Genomic DNA, 15,873 nt, shown 5'->3' with positions numbered 1-15,873 from the left:
AGATCATTGGTCAATTTTTCTAACGAAAGATCGATTCAAACTCATGTGATTTCAAATTTCTAAGAGCAAACGGTGGATGCCTTGGCATCTGGAGCCGAAGAAGGACGTAGTAATCTGCGATAAGCCTCGGGGAGTTGATAAACGAACTTTGATCCGAGGATTTCCGAATGGGGAAACCCCGCTGGGCCCGTAAGGTGACCCAGTGACTCCCGCCTGAATATATAGGGCGGGTAGAGGGAACGTGGGGAAGTGAAACATCTCAGTACCCACAGGAAGAGAAAGCAAAAGCGATTCCGTTAGTAGTGGCGAGCGAAACCGGAAGAGGCTAAACCGATCATGTGTGATAGCCGGCAGGCGTTGCATGGTCGGGGTTGCGGGACTTTTCTGCTGATTCTGCCGAACAGCAAGCGTTACAAAGGAATATAGACGAATGGCATTGAAAGGCCAGTCATAGAGGGTGCCAACCCCGTAGTCGAAATGTTCCAATGGCGCGAAGAGTATCCCAAGTAGCACGGGGCCCGAGAAATCCCGTGTGAATCCGTCAGGACCACCTGATAAGCCTAAATACTCCCAGATGACCGATAGCGGACAAGTACCGTGAGGGAAAGGTGAAAAGTACCCCGGGAGGGGAGTGAAATAGTACCTGAAACCGTTTGCTTACAAACCGTTGGAGCCTCCTTGTAGGGGTGACAGCGTGCCTTTTGAAGAATGAGCCTGCGAGTTAGTGATATGTGGCGAGGTTAACCCGTGAGGGGCAGCCGTAGCGAAAGCGAGTCTGAATAGGGCGATTCAGTCGCATGTCCTAGACCCGAAGCGAAGTGATCTATCCATGGCCAGGTTGAAGCGACGGTAAGACGTCGTGGAGGACCGAACCCACTTAGGTTGAAAACTGAGGGGATGAGCTGTGGATAGGGGTGAAAGGCCAATCAAACTTCGTGATAGCTGGTTCTCTCCGAAATGCATTTAGGTGCAGCGTTGCGTGTTTCTTGCCGGAGGTAGAGCTACTGGATGGCCGATGGGCCCTAAAAGGTTACTGACGTCAGCCAAACTCCGAATGCCGGTAAGTGAGAGCGCAGCAGTGAGACGGTGGGGGATAAGCTTCATCGTCGAGAGGGAAACAACCCAGACCACCAACTAAGGTCCCAAAGCGCGTGCTAAGTGGGAAAGGATGTGGAGTTGCACAGACAACCAGGAGGTTGGCTTAGAAGCAGCCACCCTTGAAAGAGTGCGTAATAGCTCACTGGTCAAGTGATTCCGCGCCGACAATGTAACGGGGCTCAAGCACGCCACCGAAGTTGTGGCATTGACATTATTGGTAGGCCTTCGTGGTCCAGCCGTGTTGATGGGTAGGAGAGCGTCGTGTGGCCAGCGAAGCGGCGGTGTAAACCAGCCGTGGAGGCTACACGAGTGAGAATGCAGGCATGAGTAGCGAAAGACGGGTGAGAAACCCGTCCTCCGAAAGACCAAGGGTTCCAGGGCCAGGCTAATCCGCCCTGGGTAAGTCGGGACCTAAGGCGAGGCCGACAGGCGTAGTCGATGGACAACGGGTTGATATTCCCGTACCGGCGAAGAACCGCCCAAACTAATCCAGTAATGCTAAGTGTCTGAATCCCCTTGATCGAAGCCTTCGGGCCTAGACGAGTGGGCCTAGCACACGACCCTATGCTGGTGCGGTTAGCGTATTAACAGGTGTGACGCAGGAAGGTAGCCGAGCCGGGCGATGGTTGTCCCGGTCTAAGTGTGTAACCCGAGAGATAGGCAAATCCGTCTCTCATATAGGGCCAGGCACGATGGGTAGTCTTAATTGACGAAATCGGTGATCCTATGCTGCCAAGAAAAGCATCGACGCGAGGTTCCAGCCGCCCGTACCCCAAACCGACTCAGGTGGTCAGGTAGAGAATACCAAGGAGATCGAGAGAATCGTGGTTAAGGAACTCGGCAAAATGCCCCCGTAACTTCGGGAGAAGGGGGGCCTGAGGCGTGTAGGAATTTACTTCCGAAGCGTTTGAAGGCCGCAGAGACCAGTGGGAAGCGACTGTTTACTAAAAACACAGGTCCGTGCTAAGTCGCAAGACGATGTATACGGACTGACGCCTGCCCGGTGCTGGAAGGTTAAGAGGAAGGGTTAGCTTCGGCGAAGCTCAGAATTTAAGCCCCAGTAAACGGCGGTGGTAACTATAACCATCCTAAGGTAGCGAAATTCCTTGTCGGGTAAGTTCCGACCTGCACGAATGGCGTAACGACTTCCCAGCTGTCTCAACCGCGAACTCGGCGAAATTGCACTACGAGTAAAGATGCTCGTTACGCGCAGCAGGACGGAAAGACCCCGTGACCTTTACTACAGCTTGGTATTGGTGTTCGGTGTGGCTTGTGTAGGATAGGTGGGAGACTTTGAAGCTGGCACGCTAGTGTCGGTGGAGTCAATGTTGAAATACCACTCTGGTCACTCTGGATATCTAACTTAGAACCGTAATCCGGTTCAGGGACAGTGCCTGGTGGGTAGTTTAACTGGGGCGGTTGCCTCCCAAAAAGTAACGGAGGCGCCCAAAGGTTCCCTCAACCTGGTTGGCAATCAGGTGTCGAGTGTAAGTGCACAAGGGAGCTTGACTGTGAGACTGACAAGTCGAGCAGGGACGAAAGTCGGGACTAGTGATCCGGCAGTGGCTTGTGGAAGCGCTGTCGCTCAACGGATAAAAGGTACCTCGGGGATAACAGGCTGATCTTGCCCAAGAGTCCATATCGACGGCATGGTTTGGCACCTCGATGTCGGCTCGTCGCATCCTGGGGCTGGAGTAGGTCCCAAGGGTTGGGCTGTTCGCCCATTAAAGCGGTACGCGAGCTGGGTTTAGAACGTCGTGAGACAGTTCGGTCCCTATCCGCTGCGCGCGTAGGAAATTTGAAAGGATCTGACCCTAGTACGAGAGGACCGGGTTGGACGAACCTCTGGTGTGTCAGTTGTTCTGCCAAGAGCACCGCTGATTAGCTACGTTCGGGATGGATAACCGCTGAAAGCATCTAAGCGGGAAGCCGGCCTTGAGATGAGATTTCCATGCCTTCGGGCGAGAGGCTCCCAGCTAGACTACTGGGTTGATAGGCCGGATGTGGAAGTGGGGACTAAAGACCCATGGAGCTGACCGGTACTAATAAGCCGATAATTTGATAATCACTATCTTCATACCGTTGTAAGGCTGGTATGGAGAGCCTGAGATTGCTTGCGTCCACTATGTGGTTCTCGATGTACGGTCGAGAACAAATACAATCGTCATGATTGTTCGTTCACTTTGATACATCAATAGTGTTTCGGCGGCCATAGCGAGAGGGAAACGCCCGGTTACATTCCGAACCCGGAAGCTAAGACTCTCTGCGCCGATGGTACTGCAGGGGGGACCCTGTGGGAGAGTAGGACACCGCCGGACTTCTTTTGTGAAATGGCCACCCAGCTTTGGGTGGCCATTTCGCGTTTAACAGCAGTCTTCTAACAACACAGCGCGCTGAGCAGCACGGGCGTCAGCCCGGAAGACCTCGAGAAGCATCGTCGTAGGCTGAGCACGTCGTGCCGGCAACCGAAGGAGAAGTCGTGAGCGAGACACCGCCAGACGACCAGAACGACAAACGCGACCGACGTGACGGCGAGGGCGCCGGGGGTCAGCGGCGTCAAGGCGGCGCTGGCGGCTCGCGCGACAGGCGCGACGACCGTGGCGGACGACCTTCCGGTGATCGCGCCGGCGGTGATCGCGCCGGCGGTGATCGCGGTGGGCGTGATCGCGATGCGGGCGGACGTCCCTCCACGGGACGCCCCTCGGGTGGACGCCCCTCCGGTGACCGCGCGGCCGGTCGGCCGAATGCCGCTGGAGGCGATCGCCGCGGTGGCTACTCGCGCGACGGGCAGAGCTCGGGTGGCCGCGGCGCAGGCTCTCGCGACGGGCAGAGCTCGGGCGGCCGCGGCGCAGGCTCGCGCGACGGGCAGTCAGCGGGCGGTCGTGGCGGGTACTCGCGCGACGGCCAGAGCTCCAGCGGTCGCGGCGCGTACTCGCGTGATGGACAGGGCTCCGGCGGTCGTGGCGGCGCCCCGTCGCGTAACGGTCAAGGCGCTGGCGGTCGTTCCGGCGATGCCGTGCGTTCCGATGGGCAGCGGCCGAATGGGCAGCGGCCAGGCGGTGAGCGGCCGAACGATCGGCGAGGCGGGCAGCGACCGGGCGGCCGCGACGGACGCGACGAGAAGCTCTGGACGCGCGAAGGTCGACCCGCGAGGGGTGACCGCGATGCGCGCGACTTCGAGCGTGAGCTCACCGAAGAGGAACGGATGGCGCGCGAGCTGCGTTCCGTTCGCACGCGTCACGACGATCCTGAGATTCCCGACAGTGTCGAGCCACGTGACCTCGACAAAGGTGCTCGCACCGAGCTCAAGACTCTGAGCAAAGAGAACGCCGAGTGGGTTGCACGGCATCTGGTGATGGCGGCGAGGCTCATCGAAGACGACCCGGAGCTCGCGCACCAGCACGCGATGTCGGCCGCTCGTCGCGCCGGCAGAATCGGCGTCGTTCGCGAGACGCTGGCGATCACCGCGTACGCGACCGGGGACTTCGCCCTGGCCCTGCGTGAGCTGCGGACGTATCGACGCATCTCCGGATCGAACGACCAACTGCCCCTGATGGTCGACAGCGAGCGCGGGGTCGGGCGTGCCGACCGTGCGCTCGAGCTGGGCCGCTCGGTCGACCGCACCACTCTTCCCAATGACGTGCAGGCGTCGCTCGCCATCGCCATGTCCGGCGCGCGGCTCGACCTGGGGCAGACCGAAGCGGCGCTGGCCGAACTGGAGATTCCGCAGCTCGATCCGAACCGTGCCTTCAGCTGGAGCCCCGACCTGTTTCACGCCTACGCGGATGTTCTCGAAGAGCTCGGCCGCGAGGAGCAGGCGGCGACGTGGCGCGAGCGCGCCACCCGTGCAGAGGAGGCGATCGGCGCGGCACTGAGCGTCGATGAGCATGAGACGGTGGACATCGTCGAAGAGGAGTTCGAAGGCGTCGACATCGACTTCGACGAGTCCGGCGAGGTCGACGAGTCCGGCGAGGTCGACAGCTTCGCGGTCGTGGAGGCCGGCGACTCCGATCTCGACGCCGACGCGGTGATCGAGCTCGAAGACCCGTTGCACGACGACGCAACGCAAGACGACGAAGACGAAGACGAAGACGAAGACAAGGGTGACGATGGCACTGTTCCGACGGAGCGCTAAAGCCGTGACTCCGCTGGATGGTGTCGACCTCATCCTCGCCGACCTGGATGGTGTGGTCTACAAAGGCCCCGACGCGATCGAGCACGCCGTCGAGAGCCTGAACGCCGCGAGTGAGACCGTACGCGTCGGGTACATCACCAACAACGCGTCGCGCACGGACGCATCCGTCGCCTCGCACCTCACTGACCTGGGCCTGCAGGTGGCGCCGGCCGATGTGGTGACCTCGCCGCAGGCTGCGGTGCGGTTGCTCGCGCAGCACGTACCGGCCGGTTCCACGATCCTCGTGATCGGCGGCGACGGACTCGTCGACGAAGTGCAGAAGGGCGGCTTCTCCGTCACCCGATCGGCCGACGACGAGCCGGCGGCGGTCATCCAGGGGTTCGCCCCGGAGGTGGGCTGGACCCACCTGGCCGAAGCCGCGTTCGCCCTGCAAGGGCGCACGGAGGAGGAGCGACCCTGGGTCGCCACCAACACCGACTGGACGATCCCGGTGGCGCGGGGGATCGCACCGGGAAACGGCACGCTCGTCTCCGCAGTGCACACGGCGATCGGCCGGCTGCCCCTGGTTGCGGGCAAACCGGAGATCGCGATCTTCGACGAGGCCGTCGCCCGGTTCGGCGCCTCGAAACCGCTGTTCATCGGCGACCGACTGGACACCGACATCCTCGGCGCCAACCGGGCCGGAATCGATTCGGTGCTCGTGCTCACCGGTATCGATGGCGCGAAGCAGCTGATCGCGGCGGATGCGAACTCTCGCCCGACCTACATCCTGGGCGATCTGCGCGGCCTGTCGGAGCCGTATCCGGAGACCGTCTTCTCGAAAGACGGCCTCACCGCGACCGTCGGCGACTCGGTGGTGCGGATCGCCGGAAACGATGTGGAGATCGTGACCGAAGGCTCATCCGAACTCGATCTGCTGAGAGCGGCGTGCGCCGTGATCTGGAACTCGGGGCGGGCGATCTACGGGCTCGAAGTGCCGGAGCGACTCTACATCTGACCGGCCGTGATGTCGGTGGCCTGTCGCGCTCAGAGCGCTGCGGCCCGCTCGACCACCCGGTAGCAGCGACGGATGCGGTCGATCCACCAGTCGCGGCGTTCGGCGTCGGCCGCGAGCGCGTCGAGTCGTGCGGTCGATACGGTGGGGCGCACGACGGGGATGGACCCGCCGACCGGCAGCAGGGGCTCATCCGCGACATCCTGCTCGAACATCGCAACTGTTCCGAGCCCGCAGTCGAACTCGAGCGACGGCACGGCCGCGGCCAGATGCGCCCCCATCGCGATGCCGACGGAGGTGTCGATCGCGCTCGAGACGACCACCGGAAGCCCGGCCTCGCCGACGATGCGGAGCGCCGCATGGATGCCGCCGAGGGGCTGAGCTTTCACGATCAGCAGGTCGGCCGCGCCCGCCTTCGCAACGGCGAGCGGGTCTTCGGCTTTGCGCACGCTCTCGTCCGCGGCGATCGGAACGCCCATGTACGCGACGCGACCGCGGATCTCGGCCAGCTCTTCGACCGTCGCGCAGGGCTGTTCCACGTATTCGAGGTCGTAGGGCGCGAGCGCGTGGATGGCGTGCTCGGCTTCGTCGACGTTCCACAGAGTGTTCGCGTCGATGCGGATGCGGCCCTCGGGCCCCAGATACTCCCGCACCTCGCGCACGCGCGCGACGTCGTCGGCAAGCGTCTGCCCGGGCTCGGCCACCTTGACCTTCGCCGTGCGCGCACCCGGGTAGCGGTCGAGAACGGCAGCGACGCGACCGGCGGCCACGGCGGGCACGGTCGCGTTCACGGGGATGCGGTCGCGCAGCGGCGTCGGGGCGGGTCGCCAGCCGAAGTCGATGGCCGCGTGCAGCCAGGCGGCAGCCTCCGTGTCGCCGTACTCGACGAAGGGCGAGAACTCCGTCCAGCCTTGCGGCCCTTCGAAGAGCACCGCCTCCCGCACCGTGATGCCACGGAATCTCGCCGTCAACGGCAACGAGACCACGCGGGTACTGCTCAGCAGATCGGCCAGCTCGGGCAACATCTCCCCAGTCTCGCACGCGCGCATCCGGCGAACCGTAGGCTTGTCGTATGGCACAGGCGGTTTCAGACATCTTCGACCCGAACGCTTGGCGCCAGGCGCCCGGTTTCGACGGGCTCACCGACATCACGTATCACCACGACCTCACCGGCCGGGTGGCGCGCATCGCGTTCGACCGCCCCGAGGTGCGCAACGCATTTCGCCCGCACACGGTCGATGAGCTGTACGCGGCTCTCGAAGACGCTCGCACGAACCCGCGCATCGGCGTGGTGCTCCTGACCGGCAACGGGCCGAGCCCCAAAGACGGCGGCTGGGCCTTCTGCTCGGGCGGCGACCAGCGCATCCGGGGCCGCGACGGCTACAAGTACTCGGAAGGCGAGACCGCGACCGGGATCGACGCCGCTCGCAGTGGCCGGCTGCACATCCTCGAGGTGCAGCGTCTCATCCGCTTCATGCCCAAGGTCGTCATCGCCGTCGTTCCCGGCTGGGCGGCCGGCGGCGGCCACTCGCTGCACGTGGTCTGCGACCTGACGATCGCGAGCGCAGAGCACGGGAGATTCAAGCAGACGGATGCCGATGTCGGCTCGTTCGACGCCGGCTACGGCAGCGCATACTTCGCCCGGCAGATCGGGCAGAAGAACGCGCGCGAGGTGTTCTTTCTGGCGCGGGAGTACTCGGCTCAGCGTGCCTACGAGATGGGAGCCGTGAACGCGGTCGTTCCGCACGCCGAGCTGGAGACGACGGCCCTCGACTGGGCTGCGGAGATCCTCACCAAGTCGCCCACGGCCATCCGGATGCTGAAGTTCGCCTTCAATGCCGTCGACGACGGTCTGGTCGGCCAGCAGGTCTTCGCGGGTGAGGCCACCCGCCTCGCCTACGGCACCGACGAAGCTGTCGAGGGTCGCGATTCCTTCCTCGAGAAGCGGGAACCCGACTGGTCGCCGTTCCCGTGGCAGTACTGACGTGAGGCCGCGGCGGTGACCCGCGCGCTCAACGTTCTCGGGTCGGACCGGCCGGGCGACATCCTGCTCGCGCTGCGGGCGGCGCTCGCCGGTGGTGGGCCGGCTGTCGTGCCGCGGGACCCGGCGGCGAAGCGCGGTCGGTGGCCGGAGCCGGGAGCGACGGTGGCGCAGAACGTTGCGCTCGTCATCGAGACGTCGGGGTCGACGGGCTCGCCGAAACGGGTCGCCCTCTCCACCGACGCGCTGCTGGCCAGCGCCGCGGCGTCGGCCGGCGCGATGGGTGGTCAGGGGCAGTGGATCCTCGCCCTCCCTGCCCACTACGTCGCGGGAGCGCAAGTGCTGGTGCGGTCGATCGCTGCCGAGACCGAACCCCTGATCTACGGCGGGGGACACTTCGACCCCGTGGCGTTCGCCGGCTTGGCCGCCGAGCTCACGAGCGACCTGCGCTACGTGTCCCTCGTTCCCGTGCAGCTCGCGCGGCTGCTCACCGCGGTGGAGAACGGCGCTCGGGAGGTGGCCGATGCGCTGCGCCGGTTCGACGGCATCCTGGTGGGCGGTCAGGCCTTGAACGGCCGAGTGCGGGAGAGGGCGGCGGCGGTGGGCGCGCGCATCCTCGGCACCTACGGGTCGAGCGAGACGGCGGGCGGCTGCGTTTACGACGGGACGCCCATCGGAGCGACGGTCGTGCGCGAGGTCGATGGCGGCCTTGAGATCGCCGGACCGACGCTGGCCGAGGGATACCTGGGCCATCCGGCTCGCACGCAAGGGACCTTCCACGAGGCCGACGGGCAGCGGTGGTATCGCACGGGCGACGTGGGGCGAGTGGATGCGGAGGGCCGGGTGGTCGTGCTCGGCCGCGCGGACAACGTGATCATCTCCGGGGGCGAGAAGGTTCTGCTCGACGCGGTCGAGCGGGCCGTGCGGCTGCTCGACGGCTACGAGCACGCGGTGGTCGTGGCGGAGGACGACGCGGAATGGGGGCAAGTTCCGGTGGTCGTGACGGAGGATGTCGCGGCCGCGGGTGTCGAGAGGGCGGAGCTTGCGGCGGTGCGTGAGTTCGTCGCCGAGCGGGTGGGACGAGCCGCTGCGCCGAGCCGGATCGTCGTGCTGCCGCACCTGCCGATGCTGAGCAGCGGGAAACCCGACCGGGTGCGCGTCGCACGGGCCGTCACCGACAGCCGGCGGAACGGCGAGGCATAGCCGGTGTCGTTACAATTCGCACTGTGATGAGTCAGAACAAGCCACGGATGCAGCGGATGAACCCGGCCCAGCGCGGGACGAACGGGAGAAGCGGGCGGCCCGGTGCGCCGAAGGCGAAAGTGAAGCCCGCGACGGCGTCCGACTGGATCGCGGGCGCGCGACTGCGCACCCTGCCGCTCGCGATCGCACCCGTCATCATCGGTGTCGGGGCGGCCAAGGTGGCCGACGGAGCGGGAGTCTGGCATCCGGTTCGAGCGCTCCTCTGTCTCGCTGTCGCCGTGTTGCTGCAGATCGGCGTGAACTACGCGAACGACTACTCCGACGGGGTTCGCGGCACCGACCAGTTCCGGGTCGGGCCGAGCAGGCTCACCGGCTCGGGGCGTGCGGCTCCGAAGCGCGTGCTCACCGTCGCCCTCGTGTTCTTCGGCCTGGGCGCCGTGGCCGGTCTGGCGCTCGTGCTCCTCACCCAGCACTGGTGGGTGCTGCTCGTCGGTGCCGCGGCCATCGCGGCTGCCTGGTTCTACACCGGCGGCAAGCGGCCTTACGGATACTTCGGGCTCGGCGAGGTGTTCGTGTTCGTCTTCTTCGGGGTGGTCGCGACGGCGGGAACGACGTACATGCTCTCCGGCACCGTGAACCAGGAGGCATGGTTCGGCTCGGTGATCGCGGGACTGATCGCCTGCGCGGTGCTGATGGTCAACAACATCCGCGACATCGAACCCGACAAGGCCGCCCGCAAGCGCACGCTCGCCGTGCTGCTCGGCAACGTCGCATCCCGCATCGTGTTCTGCGTGTTCCTGCTGGTGCCGTTCGCCATTCTGGGCGTGCTCGCGCTGTTCTATCCGATCGCGTGGCTGGGCTTCTTCGCGCTGCTCGCCGCTCTTCCGGCGTGCGTGATCACACTGTTCGCGAAGACGCCGCGTGAGCTGGTGACCGCTCTGCAGCTCACCAGTCTCACCGGACTGCTCGTGGCGATCGCGCTGGGGTGCGCCTACGTGTTCTGAGGCTTCGAGCGCGTCTCTTCGGCGGCGTCGACCGCCGCGTCTTCCGTGTCGTCGTCGACCGTCGTCGCCGGGGTCTCGCGGTGACGCGCGGCGTACAGGTCGCGAGCAACCGCATCCCGCGGCTTGCGCAGGATGACGTAAGACAGGCACAGCCCGATGAGCGCTGCGGCGATGACCGCAATCCACCAGTCGATGCGCAGAACCAGCAGGATCGCCAGCGGAACTGCGAACAGGAGCAGTCGCAGCACAGAATAGGTGACCCAAGAGGGAATGCGTTTCACGCTCCCAGCTTAGGGACACTCTCTGAGAGTTACGATTGACATATGGTTCGCCTCTGGATAGTCCTCGGCGTCGCTGCCGCGGTGTTCTACATCTATTCGGTGGCAGACTGCGCCCTCTTCGAGCGCTCGCGGGTGCGCGGACTTCCGAAGCCTGTGTGGCTTCTCGTGATCATCCTCTTCCCGGTCATCGGCGGTGTGCTCTGGTTTCTCGTCGGGCGCGGGCGTCGACGCAGCGAGGGTGTGCGCCGCACGACGGCCCCCGACGACGATCCCGAGTTCTTGAAGCGGCTCGGCACCGACCGCGAGCAGGAGGAGCGCATCCGTCAGCTCGAGAAGGAACTCTCCGACCTCGATGAGAACGGCCCCGACGACCAAACCGGCCGCCGGGATGCCTGACGCCGCACAGACCCGAGTGACCGGCAACCCGGCGACCGACTACGCCATCGCCCTTCTCGGCGCGCTCGTGCGCAACGGGGTCAGCGACATCGTCGTGAGCCCCGGGTCCCGGTCGCAGGCACTCGCGCTCGTCGCTGCCGAGCTGGAGCGCGCCGGTGCTGCGCGACTGCACGTGCGGATCGACGAGAGGGTCTCGGGCTTCCTCGCGCTGGGGCTGGCACGTGAAAGCGGCGTTCCCGCGGTCGTGATCACGACGAGCGGCACCGCGACGGCCAACCTGCATCCTGCGGTGCTGGAGGCGCACGAGTCGGGTGTGCCGCTGATCGTGCTCACATCGGACAGGCCGGCCGAGTTGCGGGGCATCCGGGCGAACCAGACCACGCGCCAGCAAGGACTCTACGGTTCGGCGACCCGGCTCGAGCTGGATGTCGCGGCTCCGGAAGGTGAGCAGCGCGAGCGGGGCGCGGCTGAAGAGCTGGCCCGGGCGGCCGTGCGCGCCGCCGTCGGAGCCGACACGGCCGCCCCCGGGCCGGTGCACATCAACCTGGCGCTGCGGGCGCCGCTCTCGGTGGCGGTTCCGCCGATCGAGGTCGGTACCGTCGGCGCCGTGCCGGCCGTCGCATCCCCGAGTGTTCTCGGGCGCGAGTCCATCGAGTTGACGGATGCGCCGGGCACGATCGTCATCGCGGGCGCCGACGCCGGAGAGGCCGCAGAATCCCTCGCTCGTGCCGGGGGCTACCCGCTGCTGGCCGAGGTGTCGAGCGGATCGCACTTCGGGCCCAACCTGGTCGTCTCGTATCGGGAGCTGCTGTCTGACGACGCGTTCGGCGGCCGGGTATCGCGGGCGATCGTGTTCGGGCATCCGACCCTCAGTCGCGAAGTGCCCGCTCTGCTGAGTCGCGACGACGTCGAGGTGATCGTCGTCGCGCCTTCGGGCCTCGAAGCGTACAACCCGGCGCATCGCGCGCGCGTGGTCGGGGCCGCGAGTGCGCCGGCATCCGTCGACCTGCGCTCGCCGGAGGTGCGGGGATGGGTCGGCAGCTGGGTGTTCGCCAGCCGCAGGCTGCAGGAGGCCGCCGAACGCGAGGCCGACGGAGGCGCAGGCGCTCCGGATGTCGACAAGGCCCGCTCGTACGCGCCCGCCGACGCGCTCGCGTTCGCGAAGGCCGAACTCGCCGCGGTGCGAGCTCCCATCACGAGGCCGCTGCTCGCCGAAGCGCTCTGGCGCTACACGTGGCCGCATGATCGTCTCGTGCTCGGAGCGTCGAGGCTGATCAGGGATGCGGACAAGATCGTGCCCGGCAAGAAGATTCGCGTTCACGCCAACCGCGGGCTGGCGGGGATCGACGGCACCATCGGCACGGCGATCGGCATCGCCTTGGCGAGCCAGGCCGCGGCCGAAGAGACGGGCAGCCCTGCCGGGGTGACTCGCGTGCTGCTCGGCGACCTCGCGCTCCTGCACGACGTCGGGGCCCTGCTCTTCGGAAGCGGGGAGCGGCGACCGCACCTGCAGGTCGTCGTCGGCAACGACGGGGGCGGCACGATCTTCGACGGCCTCGAAGTCGCGGGCACAGCGCCGGAGAGCGCCTTCAACCGCGTGCTCTTCACGCCGCAGGCCGCCGACATCGCGAGCCTGGCGGCCGCCTACGGCTGGGCTCACCGGGTCGCGCGCACGAAAGGCGAACTCGACCAGGCGCTGTCGGCGCCGCCGGCCGGGGTCAGTGTCGTCGAGGTTCCTCTGGAGCGGTAAAGACAGAACGGGGAGCGGTGTGGATTCGATACGTGCGGCGATCGAGGAACATTGGCGGGCATCCGAGAGCGGCGACATCCGGACGGAGCACGCGATCTACGCCGACGACGCGACTCTCGACTATCCCCAGTCGGGTGAGCGGTTCCGAGGCCGCGAGAAGATCGCGGCGCAGCGGGGAGGGCATCCGGCGGAACGGCATTTCACCGTGCTCCGCATCACGGGCGCCGATGAGCTGTGGGTGAGCGAGTGCATCATCAGCTATGACGGAGCGCCGACATACTCGGTGTCGATCATGGAGTTCGCGGGCGGCAAGGTCTCTCACGAGACGCAGTATTTCGCCGAGCCGTTCGACTCGCCCGAGTCGCGGAGGGCGCTGGCGGAGCCGATGCCGGGCAGGGATATCCGGCGGGCTTAGCGTCACGCCGTCATCGTCTCGCTCAGCGAACCGTGACCAGTGCTGTGTTGATGGCCATGACCGCGGCGGCTCTTGCCCATTCGGAGAAGTCGAACGCGCGCACGTCCAGCGTGAAAGCGCCGGCGTCCCAAGCGTGAGCCCGCGCGATCCCTTCCTGGATCGAGCTCTCAGCCAGGGAATGCAGCGCGAGGCCGTCTCCGGTGAGAATGATCAGGCCGGGATCGGTCGCATCGGCCACCGCGCCCAAAAGCGTGCCCAACGCGAGTCCGGCAGCTTGGAACGCGCGCATCGCCGGCTCGTCGCCCGCTCTGGCGGCCTCCAACGCTTCGCCGTATGCCTCCCGGCCGGCGTTCCGGGCGATGGACGCGTTGGTGAGATAGCTGGAGACGCAGCCCCGGTGGCCCGCGTCGCACTGAGGTCCGGTCGCGTCGACCAGGAGGTGGCTGAGCTTGCCGGGCCTGCCGTTGGCGCCCTTGACCAGCTTCCCGTCGATGACATATCCGACGCCGATCCCCACTCCCACTGTGACCAGCGCCATGGTCACGATGGACGAGTGTCCTTGCAGACCGATGCTCTCGGCGAGCGTCAGAGCCTGCACATCGTTGGCCACGCTCACCGGTAGGCCGACCCGCGTGCTCAGGAGGTCGGCCAATGCGACACCGTCCCAGCCCAGGTAGCTCGATTCGTAAACGACTTCTTGCCCTGGAGGGCCGGAGATCGTGCCGGCGAGAGTGACCCCGACGCCGGCGATCCTCGGATGGTCGTTCTGGAAGCCACGAAGGATGATCGCGATCTCGTCCGCCACTTGGTGGGGGTCGTGGGATCGAAGCTCCAGTTCCGTTGATGCGACGACATCATTGGCCAGATTGACGACAGCGGCGTACAGCGCCTCACCCGTGAGCTTCACCCCGAGGAACTGGTAGGCGTCGTGAACCGGCTCGAGCAGCTCGATGGGTCTGCCGGTGCTGGCCCGCAGTTCGGTGCGGCCCTCCTGCACCAATCCCACCGCCAACAGGTCACGCGTCACCCGCGTGAGGTTCGCCCGAGAAACCCCCAGGCTGCGTGCCATTTCGGAACGACCCATGGGCCCCTGGCGCAGAACGAGTTGCAGGGCGGCGCGGGCGGACGGCTGAAGGTCCGGCCACTGATGTGGGGCCTGCGTAACGATGGACACGGCATTCACTGTAGCTTCCACAGAGTTAATTTCATCAGTTGACAAACTACTCGGGTCTCGCGCATATTGGAACCACCCTCAGCCCCGTTCGGGTTGTCTGCACCCCTCATTCGCACCAGTCAAAGGAGATTCAGAATGCGATCACGATCCGTCATGGCACTAGGGCTGGCGGCCGCCGTCAGCGTCGCCATGCTCACCGGCTGCAGTAGCTCGGGCGGCGACTCGGGCGACGTCACCCTGAAGTTCTGGTCCTGGGCGCCGAACAGCCAGAAAGTCGTCGACGCCTGGAACAAGGCCAACCCGAAGATCCACGTCAAGTACACCGACGCCGGTGGAGGCGACGAGTCCGCATCCAAACTGCTCACAGCCAGCCGCGCAGGCAACGCGCCGGACCTGGCGTTGGTCGAATACACCACCCTCCCCTCCCTGATCGTCGCCGGCGTTCCGGCGGACATCACCAAGTACACGGCGGATGTGAAAGACGACTTCACCCAGGGCACGTGGGACCAGACCACCTTCGACGGCAAGGTCTACGGCGTACCGCAAGACGTCGGTCCGATGTCCATCACCTATCGCGAGGACATCTTCAAGCAGTACGGAATCGCCGCACCGAAGACGTGGGACGACTTCAAGGTCGCGGCTCAGACCGTGCGCAAGGCCAACCCGCAGGCGGTCATCGCATCCATCCCCCCGACGGAATTCGGCACATACGCGGGCATTGCCGCGCAGGCGGGATCGCAATGGTGGAACGTGAAAGACGGCAAATGGACCGTCGGCATCGCCGACGAGGACTCACTGAAGGTGGCGGACTTCTTTCAGGGGCTCGCCGATGAGGGTCTGATCAGCACCGATCCGCTGCTCACTCCCGAGTACGACAAGGCTCTGAACGACGGGACGATGCTCTCGTGGCCGTCGGCGCTGTGGGCGCCGGGAGTGTTGCAGAGCGTCGCTCCGGATACCGCGGGCAAGTGGGCCCTCGCTCCCCTTCCGCAGTGGACTGCTGGAGACGCATCCGTCTCCTATCAGGGCGGCTCGTCCATCATCGTGTCGAAGAACTCCAAGCACGCAGAAGCCGCCGCGAAGTTCGCGACCTGGTACAACGCCAACACCGACGGCGTGAAGCTGCTCCTCAACACGCAGAACCTCTACCCGGCGGCGACCTCTGGCCAGGAACTCGCGAAGTCGCAGAAACCGCCGGCGCTGATGCCGCAGCAGACGGACTTCTACTCGCTCGCCGCGCAGATCTCCTCGGAGACGACGCCCGTCACCTGGGGCCCGAACGTGAACCTGGCGAAGTCGACGTTCACCGATGCGTTGTCGAAGGCGATCGCCAACAAGACCCCGTGGCGTGACGCGTTCATCGCAACGCAGAAGGCCGTCGTTCAGGACATGAAGAAGAACGGCTTCAAGGTCACAAACGGTTAGCCGCCATGGTCGGGCTC

Annotated in this window: 13 protein-coding genes and 2 rRNA genes; 11 read left to right on the top strand and 4 right to left on the bottom strand. The window is 65.4% G+C overall.

The genetic code is table 11. The annotated features are described in order from the left end of the window. Window positions 1–49: 49 nt before the first annotated feature. Both ACFVWR_RS02075 and rrf read left to right on the top strand, forming a co-directional pair. Window positions 50–3,164 (top strand): 23S ribosomal RNA (locus tag ACFVWR_RS02075). A gap of 135 nt (window positions 3,165–3,299) precedes the next feature. After that, window positions 3,300–3,416 (top strand): 5S ribosomal RNA (gene rrf, locus ACFVWR_RS02070). Window positions 3,417–3,967: 551 nt separating this feature from the next. On the opposite strand, the gene ACFVWR_RS02065 is transcribed toward rrf, so the two are convergent. After that, window positions 3,968–4,339: a hypothetical protein gene (locus ACFVWR_RS02065; protein ID WP_387207476.1), complete on the bottom strand. Its 372-nt coding sequence runs from the start codon at window positions 4,337–4,339 to the stop codon at window positions 3,968–3,970. Between ACFVWR_RS02065 and ACFVWR_RS02060 the strand changes: the two genes are divergently transcribed. Together ACFVWR_RS02060 and ACFVWR_RS02055 are read left to right on the top strand one after the other, a co-directional pair. Then, window positions 4,304–5,233: a hypothetical protein gene (locus ACFVWR_RS02060; RefSeq protein ID WP_387207474.1), complete on the top strand. Its 930-nt coding sequence runs from the start codon at window positions 4,304–4,306 to the stop codon at window positions 5,231–5,233. The genes ACFVWR_RS02065 and ACFVWR_RS02060 overlap by 36 nt on opposite strands. After that, window positions 5,208–6,230 carry an HAD-IIA family hydrolase gene (locus ACFVWR_RS02055; protein ID WP_387207472.1) on the top strand — a complete coding sequence of 341 codons (1,023 nt, stop codon included), beginning with the start codon at window positions 5,208–5,210 and terminating at the stop codon, window positions 6,228–6,230. Before ACFVWR_RS02060 ends, ACFVWR_RS02055 begins: the two co-directional genes overlap by 26 nt. A 29-nt stretch (window positions 6,231–6,259) precedes the next feature. On the opposite strand, the gene ACFVWR_RS02050 is transcribed toward ACFVWR_RS02055, so the two are convergent. Beyond that, window positions 6,260–7,252 carry an o-succinylbenzoate synthase gene (locus tag ACFVWR_RS02050; protein WP_387207470.1) on the bottom strand — a complete coding sequence of 331 codons (993 nt, stop codon included), beginning with the start codon at window positions 7,250–7,252 and terminating at the stop codon, window positions 6,260–6,262. 47 nt (window positions 7,253–7,299) lie between these two features. Here ACFVWR_RS02050 and ACFVWR_RS02045 point away from each other — a divergent pair, with 47 nt between their 5' ends. The 3 genes from ACFVWR_RS02045 to ACFVWR_RS02035 are packed head-to-tail and all read left to right on the top strand — an operon-like array spanning window position 7,300 to window position 10,415. Then, entirely contained in the window at window positions 7,300–8,211 is a 912-nt protein-coding gene (locus ACFVWR_RS02045; RefSeq protein WP_387207468.1) for a 1,4-dihydroxy-2-naphthoyl-CoA synthase, read from the top strand. A gap of 15 nt (window positions 8,212–8,226) precedes the next feature. After that, window positions 8,227–9,411, top strand: a complete 1,185-nt coding sequence (locus ACFVWR_RS02040) for an AMP-binding protein (RefSeq protein ID WP_387207466.1) — start codon at window positions 8,227–8,229, stop codon at window positions 9,409–9,411. Window positions 9,412–9,437: 26 nt separating this feature from the next. After that, window positions 9,438–10,415 (top strand): 1,4-dihydroxy-2-naphthoate polyprenyltransferase, encoded by a 978-nt coding sequence (locus tag ACFVWR_RS02035; RefSeq protein ID WP_387207464.1) that lies wholly within the window; start codon window positions 9,438–9,440, stop codon window positions 10,413–10,415. On the opposite strand, the gene ACFVWR_RS02030 is transcribed toward ACFVWR_RS02035, so the two are convergent. Continuing rightward, entirely contained in the window at window positions 10,403–10,696 is a 294-nt protein-coding gene (locus ACFVWR_RS02030; protein WP_387207462.1) for a DUF4229 domain-containing protein, read from the bottom strand. The genes ACFVWR_RS02035 and ACFVWR_RS02030 overlap by 13 nt on opposite strands. Window positions 10,697–10,738: 42 nt before the next feature. Between ACFVWR_RS02030 and ACFVWR_RS02025 the strand changes: the two genes are divergently transcribed. The 3 genes from ACFVWR_RS02025 to ACFVWR_RS02015 are packed head-to-tail and all read left to right on the top strand — an operon-like array spanning window position 10,739 to window position 13,257. Continuing rightward, complete coding sequence (locus ACFVWR_RS02025) at window positions 10,739–11,092, top strand: PLDc N-terminal domain-containing protein (protein ID WP_387207460.1); 354 nt, start codon at window positions 10,739–10,741, stop codon at window positions 11,090–11,092. Beyond that, window positions 11,085–12,842: a 2-succinyl-5-enolpyruvyl-6-hydroxy-3-cyclohexene-1-carboxylic-acid synthase gene (menD, locus tag ACFVWR_RS02020; RefSeq protein ID WP_387207458.1), complete on the top strand. Its 1,758-nt coding sequence runs from the start codon at window positions 11,085–11,087 to the stop codon at window positions 12,840–12,842. Before ACFVWR_RS02025 ends, menD begins: the two co-directional genes overlap by 8 nt. Window positions 12,843–12,861: 19 nt before the next feature. Beyond that, window positions 12,862–13,257 (top strand): nuclear transport factor 2 family protein, encoded by a 396-nt coding sequence (locus tag ACFVWR_RS02015; RefSeq protein ID WP_387207456.1) that lies wholly within the window; start codon window positions 12,862–12,864, stop codon window positions 13,255–13,257. Window positions 13,258–13,279: 22 nt separating this feature from the next. On the opposite strand, the gene ACFVWR_RS02010 is transcribed toward ACFVWR_RS02015, so the two are convergent. Beyond that, window positions 13,280–14,431 carry an ROK family protein gene (locus ACFVWR_RS02010; RefSeq protein WP_387207454.1) on the bottom strand — a complete coding sequence of 384 codons (1,152 nt, stop codon included), beginning with the start codon at window positions 14,429–14,431 and terminating at the stop codon, window positions 13,280–13,282. 135 nt (window positions 14,432–14,566) lie between these two features. On the opposite strand from ACFVWR_RS02010, the gene ACFVWR_RS02005 reads away from it, so the two are divergent. Then, window positions 14,567–15,856 carry an ABC transporter substrate-binding protein gene (locus ACFVWR_RS02005; protein WP_387207452.1) on the top strand — a complete coding sequence of 430 codons (1,290 nt, stop codon included), beginning with the start codon at window positions 14,567–14,569 and terminating at the stop codon, window positions 15,854–15,856. Window positions 15,857–15,873 lie beyond the last annotated feature (17 nt).

The sequence above is a fragment of the Leifsonia sp. NPDC058292 genome (assembly GCF_042880955.1).
Taxonomy (GTDB): Bacteria; Actinomycetota; Actinomycetes; order Actinomycetales; family Microbacteriaceae; genus Leifsonia.
Note: the sequence above shows the minus strand (reverse complement) of the source record. Positions and strands in the feature narration are given on the sequence as shown.

What these genes read in the sequence shown, in the direction of transcription:
- ACFVWR_RS02005 (WP_387207452.1), top strand. Translation starts at nt 14,567, where the DNA reads ATGCGATCACGATCCGTCATGGCACTAGGGCTGGCGGCCGCCGTCAGC.
- ACFVWR_RS02055 (WP_387207472.1), top strand. Translation starts at nt 5,208, where the DNA reads ATGGCACTGTTCCGACGGAGCGCTAAAGCCGTGACTCCGCTGGATGGT.
- ACFVWR_RS02035 (WP_387207464.1), top strand. Translation starts at nt 9,438, where the DNA reads ATGAGTCAGAACAAGCCACGGATGCAGCGGATGAACCCGGCCCAGCGC.
- menD (WP_387207458.1), top strand. Translation starts at nt 11,085, where the DNA reads ATGCCTGACGCCGCACAGACCCGAGTGACCGGCAACCCGGCGACCGAC.
- ACFVWR_RS02025 (WP_387207460.1), top strand. Translation starts at nt 10,739, where the DNA reads ATGGTTCGCCTCTGGATAGTCCTCGGCGTCGCTGCCGCGGTGTTCTAC.
- ACFVWR_RS02050 (WP_387207470.1), bottom strand. Translation starts at nt 7,252, where the DNA reads ATGTTGCCCGAGCTGGCCGATCTGCTGAGCAGTACCCGCGTGGTCTCG.
- ACFVWR_RS02060 (WP_387207474.1), top strand. Translation starts at nt 4,304, where the DNA reads ATGGCGCGCGAGCTGCGTTCCGTTCGCACGCGTCACGACGATCCTGAG.
- ACFVWR_RS02045 (WP_387207468.1), top strand. Translation starts at nt 7,300, where the DNA reads ATGGCACAGGCGGTTTCAGACATCTTCGACCCGAACGCTTGGCGCCAG.